The sequence below is a fragment of the Dactylosporangium sp. NPDC005572 genome, from assembly GCF_040605515.1.
Lineage (GTDB): Bacteria > Actinomycetota > Actinomycetes > Mycobacteriales > Micromonosporaceae > Dactylosporangium.
Genome location: NZ_JBEXCY010000331.1, coordinates 1 through 8,680 on the forward strand (window position 1 = coordinate 1; position 8,680 = coordinate 8,680).

Consider the following 8,680-nt stretch of genomic DNA (forward strand, 5'->3'; position numbering starts at 1 on the left):
GGCCGCGGTGTTCGCCTGCCCGGCGTGCCGGGGCGGGCTCGCCGCGACGCCCGAGGGGGCGCACTGCGAGTCGTGCGGCGCGCGGTACCCGGCGACCCGCGGCTTCCTCGACCTGTCCGGGGGCATCGGCGACCAGTACGAGCCGATGACCCGCAACGTGCCCCTGCGGTACAGCGGGATCCGCCCGGCGTTCCTGCGCTGGAAGGGCTCGAACTGGCACCCGCTCATCACCGTCGAGGACGAGGACGACTACCTGCGCACCCACGTGGAGCCGGTCGACGGCCCGATCCTCGACCTCGCGGCCGGCACCGGCCGGTGGACCGCCGTGCTGGCGGAGCGGTTCGGGCCCGGGCGCGTGCTCGCGCTGGACCTCTCCACCGCGATGCTGGACGAGATCGGCCGCACGCAGCCCGACGTCGTCGCCGTGCGCGGCAACGCGCTCAACCTGCCGTTCGCCGACGCCTCGCTGGGCGCGGTCAACTGCTGGAACGCGCTGCAGTCGCTGCCGGACCCGGCGGCCGCGGTCGCCGAGGTGGGCCGGTGCCTGCGCCCGGGCGGCACGTTCACGGTGATGACGTTCCGGCCCTCGCCCGACCCGCTGGTGCGCTACTTCCAGACCCGGCCGTTCGGGGTCGTCCCGGTGAACCTTTCGGACCCGGACGACCTGCGCGGCTGGCTGGAGAAGGCGGGCCTGACGGTGCGCGAGGTGTACACGCCGGGCACGTTCCTGTTCGTCACCGCGGTGCGCTCCGACGCCGCTGCGGGCACCATTGTCTGACCCCGCGCCTCTGGGGTTCGTAGGGGTTATCGGGGTGCGGGGGCGTCACTAGGTTCGTGGGCGCCGAATGATCGGACTAGAGACGGGGATTCCCATGTCCACGAAACTGTCCCGCCGAACCTTACTCGCCGGCGCGGCCGCGGCCACCGGCGGCGCCGCCGGTCTGGCGGTCGCCCCCTCCCCCGCCGCGGCCGTCGCCGAGACGTCGAGCGCCTGCCTGCCGGCCGCACCCTCCGTCGTCGTCCCGCCGAGCGACCAGCGCTACGCCGACCTCGTGCGCAGCTGGAACGGCCGCTTCGTCGGCAACCCCGACTACGTACAGGTCGTCAACACGACCGCCCAGGTCGAGCAGGCCGTGCAGGCGGCGGTCCGGGCGCGCAAGCAGATCGCGGTGCGCAGCGGCGGGCACTGCGTCGAGGGCTTCGTCACCGACCCCAACGTCAAGGTCCAGATCGACATGTCGCGGATGACCGAGATCGCGTTCGACAGGTCCCGCAACGCGTTCCTCATCGAGCCCGGCGCGACCCTGCGCGACGTGTTCCGCAAGCTGTACACCGAGTACGCCGTGACCGTGCCCGCCGGCACCTGCCCTTCCGTCGGTGCCGGCGGGCACTTCCAGGGCGGCGGCTTCGGCGCCCTGTGCCGGCGCAACGGGCTCTCCTCCGACTGCATCTACGCGGTCGAGGTGGTCACCGTGACCGCGTCGGGCAACGTGAAGACGATCGTGGCGACCCGCGAGGCGGGCGACCCCAACCGCGAGCTGTGGTGGGCCCACACCGGTGGCGGCGGCGGCAACTTCGGCGTCGTCACGAAGTACTGGATGCGCGCCTGGGGCGCCACCGGCAGCAACCCGGCGACGCTGCTGCCGGCACCGCCGCGGATGAGCCGGAGCCTCGCGTTCGTCTTCCCGTGGGCCGCACTGACCCAGGCGACGTTCACCCAGCTGCTGAAGAACTACATCAACTGGCACCTGGCCAACTCGGGCCCGGCCTCGCCGTTCACGGCGCTGAACGCCACGCTCATCGCGGCGCACAAGAACTCGTTCCCGGCCAACCTGCTCTCGGTGGTCGTCGACCCCACCGACCCCGCGACCAACGACCTGGTGGCCCAGTTCAAGGCGGCGGTCGTCGACCCGGTCGGCGCGCCGTACCAGCTCACCGACTCGACCCGGCCGTGGCTGGAGTCGACGAACGTCGCCGGCTACTCCGACACCGGCGACGAGGTCGGCCGGCGCAACAAGGCCAAGGGCACGTACCTGCGCGGCCCGTACAGCGACGAGCAGTTGGCGATCACCCACCACTACCTGACCGCGACGGACATCACCTCGCCGCTGGCGGGCGTGTTCTTCAACTCCTACGGCGGCAAGGTGAACTCGCTGCCGTGGGACGCGACGGCGGTACCGCAGCGCGACTCCGTCCTGAAGGTCATGCACACCGCCCACTGGACGAACCCGGCCCAGGACGCCACGTTCATCGGCTGGCTGCGCGACTTCTACCGCGACCTCTACGCGGGCACGGGCGGCGTGCCGGTCCCCAACGCGGTCACCGACGGCTCGTACATCAACTACGCCGACATCGACCTGGCCGACCCGGCGCTGAACACCTCGGGCGTGCCGTGGTCGACGCTGTACTACAAGGGCAGCTACCCGCGCCTGCAGCGGGTGAAGGCCGCCTACGACCCGGGCAACGTCTTCCGTCACAAGCTCTCCATCGAGCTTCCCTGACCCTCCGGCACACAAAGGGGGCCGGGCGGATCATCCGCCCGGCCCGTTCGCCGTTCCCGCTCACTGCCCGCGCTGTTGCAGCAGCCACGCGGCCCCGTCCATGAGGTGCCGGGCGATGTCGTCGACGTGCCGGGCGCTCCACGGCTCCAGCGGGGTGCCGCGGACCGCCTCGTTGAACTCGCCGACCTCGGGGCCGCCGACGATGCGGTAGTTCAGCCGCTCGGCCTCCTCCCCGGCGCAGGCGCGGCGCAGCGCGTCGGCGAGGTAGAAGCGCAGCGCCGCCTGCAGCGGGGCGGCGCCCGGCGCGTCCGGGGCGTCCGCGAGCTCGTCGAGGCCGCGGGTGAGGAACTGCCGCTCGATGCGCTCCCGTTCGGCGGGGTCGAGCGCGGCACCGCCGTCGCCGAGGGTGTGCAGCTTCTCGGCGCGGGCGGGGAAGAACGTGCCGCGCCGCAGGACCCGCTCGCGCTGCCCGTCCTCGGCGGCCGGGGCGGTGGTGAAGTCGTCGGGGCCGGCGGCGGCGAGCATGTCCTTGGCCCGGTCGCTGAGCCCGGCCTCGGGCGAGCACTGGTTGAGCGGGCCGGTGAGCACGAAGTCGGCGCCGAGCGCGAAGGCGGCCGCGACCGCCGCGGGCGTGCCGAGCGCGCCGGCGACGCCGATCCGGACGGGAGCGGCGAGGCCGGCCCGGCGCCGGGCGACGGCGGGCAGCAGGGTCAGCTCGGTGGCCAGGGGCGGGGCGTCCGGGGCGGCGGCGTCGACGCACACGTCGTCGGCCATGGTGATGTCGGCGGCCCGGCGGGCCTGGTCCTCGTCGATGACGCCGCGCTCGTAGAACATCTGCACGGTCTGCGGCGGTGGCGGCCCGAGGAACGCGGCGGCCGCGCCGACGTCGCCGACCCGGGCCAGGAGCCGGTTCGGGCCGCCGTCGCCGGCCAGCCGGTAGCGCACCAGCTCCGGTGCGGCCTCGGCGTAGCCGGTCACCTCCAGGCGGTCCACGCCGAGCTCCAGGAGCCGCTCAATGGTCCGCGGGGCCAGCGTGGGCCGGTGCGGGTCGCGGGCGACCGACACGCCCCACGGCGCCCCGGCCGGCAGCTCGGCCCGCAGCCGCCGCACGTCGTCCTCGACCCGCTCGGGGTCGAGCCCGGCGGTGCCGAGGTAGCCGAGCAGCCCGTCGCCGGCGAGCCGGGCCACGAGGGCGGGCGAGGTGATGCCGAGCGGCAGCCCGCCGACCGCGTACGCCAGCCGGGTCCCGTGGGCCCGCGCGAACCCCGGGTCCCCGAGGGAAGCGGCGTCGGCGCGGGTCAGCGGCGAGAGGTCCGCGACGCCGGTGATGGTGGTGACCGTGGTACCGATCGCGCCGAAGAACTTCGCGAGGGCCGAGCGCGGCCCGATCTCCAGGACCGTGCGTTCGGCCCCGGTCAGCAGCCGCATGTTGTCCAGCCAGCGCACCGGCCCGGCGAGCTGCCCGACGAGGTTGCCCAGCAGCTCGTCGGGCCGGTGCAGTGCACCGGTGAAGTTGGACGCGACGACGGCCGCGCGCGCCGGGTCGATCCGGTCGGCGAGGGAGCGCAGGCAGGACGCGAACTCGTCGCTGGCCGGGCGCATGAGGCTGGAGTGGAACGGCGCGCTCACCTTGAGCTTCATGAAGGTGAGCGCGGGGTGGGAGCGGGCCAGGGCCAGCCGGGCCCGCTCGACGCTGAGCGTGTCGCCGCTGATGACGACCTGCTCGGGCGAGTTGTGGTTGGCCACCTCGGCGCCGGCCGCCTCGGCGACCTGCACCGCCCCCGAGGCGGCGATGTCGTCGAGCAGCAGCGCCGCCATGGCGCCCTGCCCCTCGGGCACGGCCTGCTGCATGAGCGTGCCGCGGACGTGGACCAGGCCGACCGCGTCGGCGAACGGCATCGCGCCGGCCGCGACGAGGGCCGCGTACTCGCCGAGGCTGTGCCCGCCGAACAGGTCGGGCGTGAGGTCGCACTCCTGGACCACGACCCGGTAGGCGGCGATCTCGGCGGCCAGCACGCACGGCTGGGTGTAGGCGGTGAGGTGCAGCCGCGCGTCGGGCTCGAAGCACATCCGCATGAGGTCGAGCCCGACGGCGTCGCCGGCCTCCTCGAAGGTCTCCCGGGCGATCGGGTACCGCCGCGCGAAGTCGGCGCCCATGCCGGCCCGCTGGCAGCCCTGGCCCGGGAAGACCACGGTGACGCTCATCGGGCGTCCACCGCCTGGGCCCCGTCGACCCCTTCGGCGGCGCCGGTCGGCGGGCGCAGGAACCCGACCTCGACGCAGTGCTCGAGGTAGCGCTTCACGAGCACGTCGATCGGCGGGCAGACGATGCCGGCCGGTTCGAGCAGGGCGCGGGTGAACGCGCTGTCGGGCGGGCTGCTGCGGGCGTAGTGCTCCGGCCCCCAGGTCTCGATGCCGTACTTGATCATCTCGACCGTCTGGCTGTCGTAGGGCTCGTCCGAGCCCGGCGTCCGGAAGAGCCGCTGCACGGCGAGGCGGTGGTACTCCTCGATCGTGACCGGCCGCATCGGGTACCCGTACGCGCGCACGTAGGTGAACACGTCGTACAGGCTCTGGATGTCGGGGTTGGTGAGGTGGTACGTCTCGCGGTACGTGCCCCGCCGCATGGCCAGGTGCAGCAGCCCGGCCGCGACGTAGTCCACCGGCGTGATGTCCCAGTGGTTCGGGGTCATCGCGGCGATCCCGGTCTCGGCGACGGTCTTGAAGATGTCGTAGTAGGCGCCCTTGACCGTCACCTCGGCGAACGGATAACGGCCGGTGCGCGCGTCGCCCATGATGTTGCCGGGCCGGAAGATGTTCCACACCAGGCCCTCGTCGGTCGCCGCCCGGATGAGCTTCTCGGCGTGGTACTTCGTCTGCTGGTACGGCAGGTGGTCGTACTCCTGCCCGAGCTCCAGGTCGTGCTCGGTGAACGGCCGGTTGTTCTCCAGCAGCCAGTCGCCGAGGGCGCTGAAGCTGGAGACGTAGGCAAGGTGCTTGTGCGGCGTGCGCAGCGCGAAGTCGATCATCCGCCGGGTTCCCTCGACGTTGATCGGGGCGAGCGCGTCGTAGAAGGTCACGAGCACGGTGCGGGCGGCGGCGTGGATGGTCAGGTCGGTGCGGGCGGCGACGGCCTCGTAGTGGGCCGGGTCGAGGCCGAGGTGCTCGCGGGTGACGTCGCCGAGCAGGGGCGTGACCCGCTTGTGCAACTCGCCGGTGAGCGCGCCCTCCCGGTCGTACACCGCGAGGAGCCGGGCGATGCGCCGCATGGCCTCGTCCTCGTCGTCGGCGCGCACCAGGCAGCTGACCGTCGCGGTGGTGCCGGCGAGCAGGTCGTACAGCAGCCGCCCGCCGAGCACGCCGGTGACGCCGGTGAGGAAGACCGACTCGACCGGCAGCGGCGCGTCGAGCACCAGCGGCTCGACCTCGCGGGCGGGCGCGGTCAGCACCTCGGGCAGCGCGCCCTCACCGCCGGCGCCGACGAGCAGGCCCTCGCCGACGAGGTGGTCGGTGAGGGAGCCGATCGTGGTGTACTCCACGATGAGCGACCCGGCCAGCTGCACGTCGTAGATCTTCATGAGCCGGTTGAGCATCCGCACCGACGTCACGGAGTCGAAGCCGAAGTCCATGAAGTCGGCGTCCGGGTCGAGCTCGTCCGGCGAGACCTTGGTCAGTTCGGCGAAGACCTCGGTGACGGTCCGCAGCACCGACGCACGGAAGTCGTCCGGCTCGGGCGCACCGGCGAGCGCCGGCGTCCCTTCCGGCTCTGGCGCGGGCTCATCGGCGGCGGGAAGCGCGGTACGGCGGTACTCGGCGGGGACGACCCAGTGCCGGTCGCGGGCGAACGGGTACGTCGGCAGGCTCACGATCCGCCCCGCGGGCTGCCCGGCCAGGGCCGGCCAGTCGATCGCCCAGCCCTGCGTCCACAGCTCGGCCAGGCGCAGCCACTGCCCGCCGGCGTACAGCCGGCGCAGGTGGTCCACGTCGGACGGTGCGGTGCCGTCGGCCCGATCGGAGTAGGCCGGGACGTGGCCGTGGGCGGCGCCGGGGACCCGGGCGCCGGCGAGGTGGCCCGCCAGCTGCCCGGCCAGCTCCTCGACCGAGCCGGCCACGACCGCGAGTCGATGCTCGAAGGGCTCCCGGCCGCGCATCAGCGTCCAGGCGACGTCCTCGAGCGTGACCGCGGCGCCGGCGGGGCCGCGCAGGAACGCCAGGAGGTTGCGGGCCTGCTCGGCGAGGCGCTCGGGGCGCCGTGCGGAGAGCAGGACGAGCCGCGGGCCGCCGGCTGGCGCGACCGGGGGCGCCGGCGGGTACTCCTGCAGCACGACGTGCCCGTTGGCCCCACCGGCGCCGAAGGAGCTGACGGCGGCGATCCGCGGCGATCCGCCCGGCACGTGCGGCCAGGGCACGCTCTTGGCGGCCACGACGAACGGGCTGCGGGCGAAGTCGATGTTCGGGTTCGGCGGGTCGGCGTGCGGCGACGGCGCGATCGTCTCGTGCCGCAGCTGCAGCACCGTCTTGACGATGCCCGCGGCGCCCGCGGCGGCCTCCAGGTGCCCGATGCTGGCCTTGGCCGAGCCGATCGCGCAGTACCCGTGCTCGGGCGTGAACCGGCGATAGGCGTTGGTCAGCGCCGTCACCTCGATCGGGTCGCCCAGCGACGTGCCGGTGCCGTGCGCCTCGACGTAGCTGACCGCGCGGGCGTCGACGCCGGCCTGGACGAGCGCCTCGTGCACCAGGTCGGCCTGGGCGTTGGGGTTGGGCACGGTGAAGCCGTTGGTGCGGGCGCCGTGGTTGACGCTGCTGCCGCGGATCACCGCGTACACCCGGTCGCCGTCGGCCTCGGCGTCGGCGAGCGGCTTGAGGACGAGGGACACGACGCCCTCGCCGGGCACGTACCCGTCGCCGCCGGCGCCGAAGGCCCGGCAGCGCCCGTCGGAGGAGGCCCAGCGACCGTAGCCGAGGAGCACGAACTTGCCGGGGTGGATGGAGACGTTGACGCCGCCGGCGATCGCGTAGCCGCACTCGCCGCGGCGCAGGCTCTCCACGGCCAGGTGCACCGCCGTCATCGACGCCGAGCAGGCGGTGTCGACCGCCAGGCTGGGGCCGTTGAAGCCGAGGTGGTACGACACCCGGTTCGGCACCGCCCAGTAGCCGGCGGCGGGCAGGTCGACCAGCAGCTGGTACTCGCCGTAGGTGACGCCGGCGAAGACCCCGGCATCCTTGGTGCCGCGCCGCCGGGCGGTCTCGCGGACCCGGGCCGGGGTGTAGCCGGCGTCCTCCAGCGCCGCCCAGGCCGACTCGAGGAAGAGCCGCTGCTGCGGGTCCATCCCCTCGGCCTCCTTGGGCGCGATCTGGAAGAACCGGGCGTCGAACTTGTCGACGTCGTCGATGAAGCCGCCCCACCGGGCGTAGGTGGTGCCCGGCTCCTCCGGGTCGTCGCTGAGGTACCGCGCGTGGTCCCACCGGTCGGCCGGCACCTCGACGATGCAGTCCCGGCCGGCGAGCAGGTTCTGCCAGAACTCGTCGTTGTCGGCGGCCATCGGATACCGGCCCGCCATGCCGATGACCGCGATGTCGCCGGTACCGCGGACCGGCCCGGCCGGGGCGGGCCGCTCGGCCGGCGCCGGTTCCCGGGCCACGGTCGCCAGCGGCGCGCCGGTGAGGGCGGCGACCCGTTCGGGCCGCTCGCGGGTGAGGTACCCGGCGACCTCGGCGATGGTCTGGTACTCGAAGAAGAGCGTCGAGGAGAGCCCGCCGAACGCGTCCTCGAGGCGCTGGTTGAGCCGGGCGATGAGGACGGACTCGATGCCGTACTCCTGCAGCGGCGCCCGGGTCCGGATGCGCTCGACGGGCAGGCGCGACTCCTCGGCGAGCAGCCGCACGAGGTAGCCCTCGGCCCGGCGGAGCAGGTCGTCGCCGGCCGGCGCCGGGGTGGTCGCCTCCGCCGGTTCCGCCGCGGCGGTGCGGACCGCGAGCGCGGCCAGGGTGGTGCGGGCCGGGAAGTCCTCGACCGGCAGCGGGGAGCCGAGCCGCTCCAGCAACCGGCGGCGCCCGGTGTGGTCCAGGCCGAGCTCGTCGGCGGGCACGGTGAGGTCGACGTCGGCCGGGTCGACGCCGAGCAGCTCCCGCTCCTCCCACGTCCGAACCGCGCGGTACGCCACCGGGTCGAGCAGGTA

Annotated in this window: 4 protein-coding genes; 2 read left to right on the plus strand and 2 right to left on the minus strand. The window is 74.0% G+C overall.

Annotated elements, in window-relative coordinates; all coding sequences use genetic code 11:
• Positions 1–778 (plus strand): class I SAM-dependent methyltransferase (locus ABZS66_RS58695; RefSeq protein ID WP_354773222.1); only part of this gene is annotated, 778 nt, incomplete at its 5' end.
• A 94-nt stretch (positions 779–872) separates the two neighbouring features.
• Positions 873–2,501 carry an FAD-binding protein gene (locus tag ABZS66_RS58700; protein WP_354773224.1) on the plus strand — a complete coding sequence of 543 codons (1,629 nt, stop codon included), beginning with the start codon at positions 873–875 and terminating at the stop codon, positions 2,499–2,501.
• A 60-nt stretch (positions 2,502–2,561) separates the two neighbouring features.
• Here ABZS66_RS58700 and ABZS66_RS58705 read toward each other — a convergent pair whose 3' ends face one another.
• The gene (locus tag ABZS66_RS58705; RefSeq protein WP_354773226.1) at positions 2,562–4,706 is read right to left on the minus strand and encodes an acyltransferase domain-containing protein; all 2,145 of its coding nucleotides are present in this window, start codon (positions 4,704–4,706) and stop codon (positions 2,562–2,564) included.
• On the minus strand, positions 4,703–8,680 hold a 3,978-nt coding region (locus ABZS66_RS58710), incomplete at its 5' end, for a beta-ketoacyl synthase N-terminal-like domain-containing protein (protein ID WP_354773228.1). The genes ABZS66_RS58705 and ABZS66_RS58710, both read right to left, overlap by 4 nt.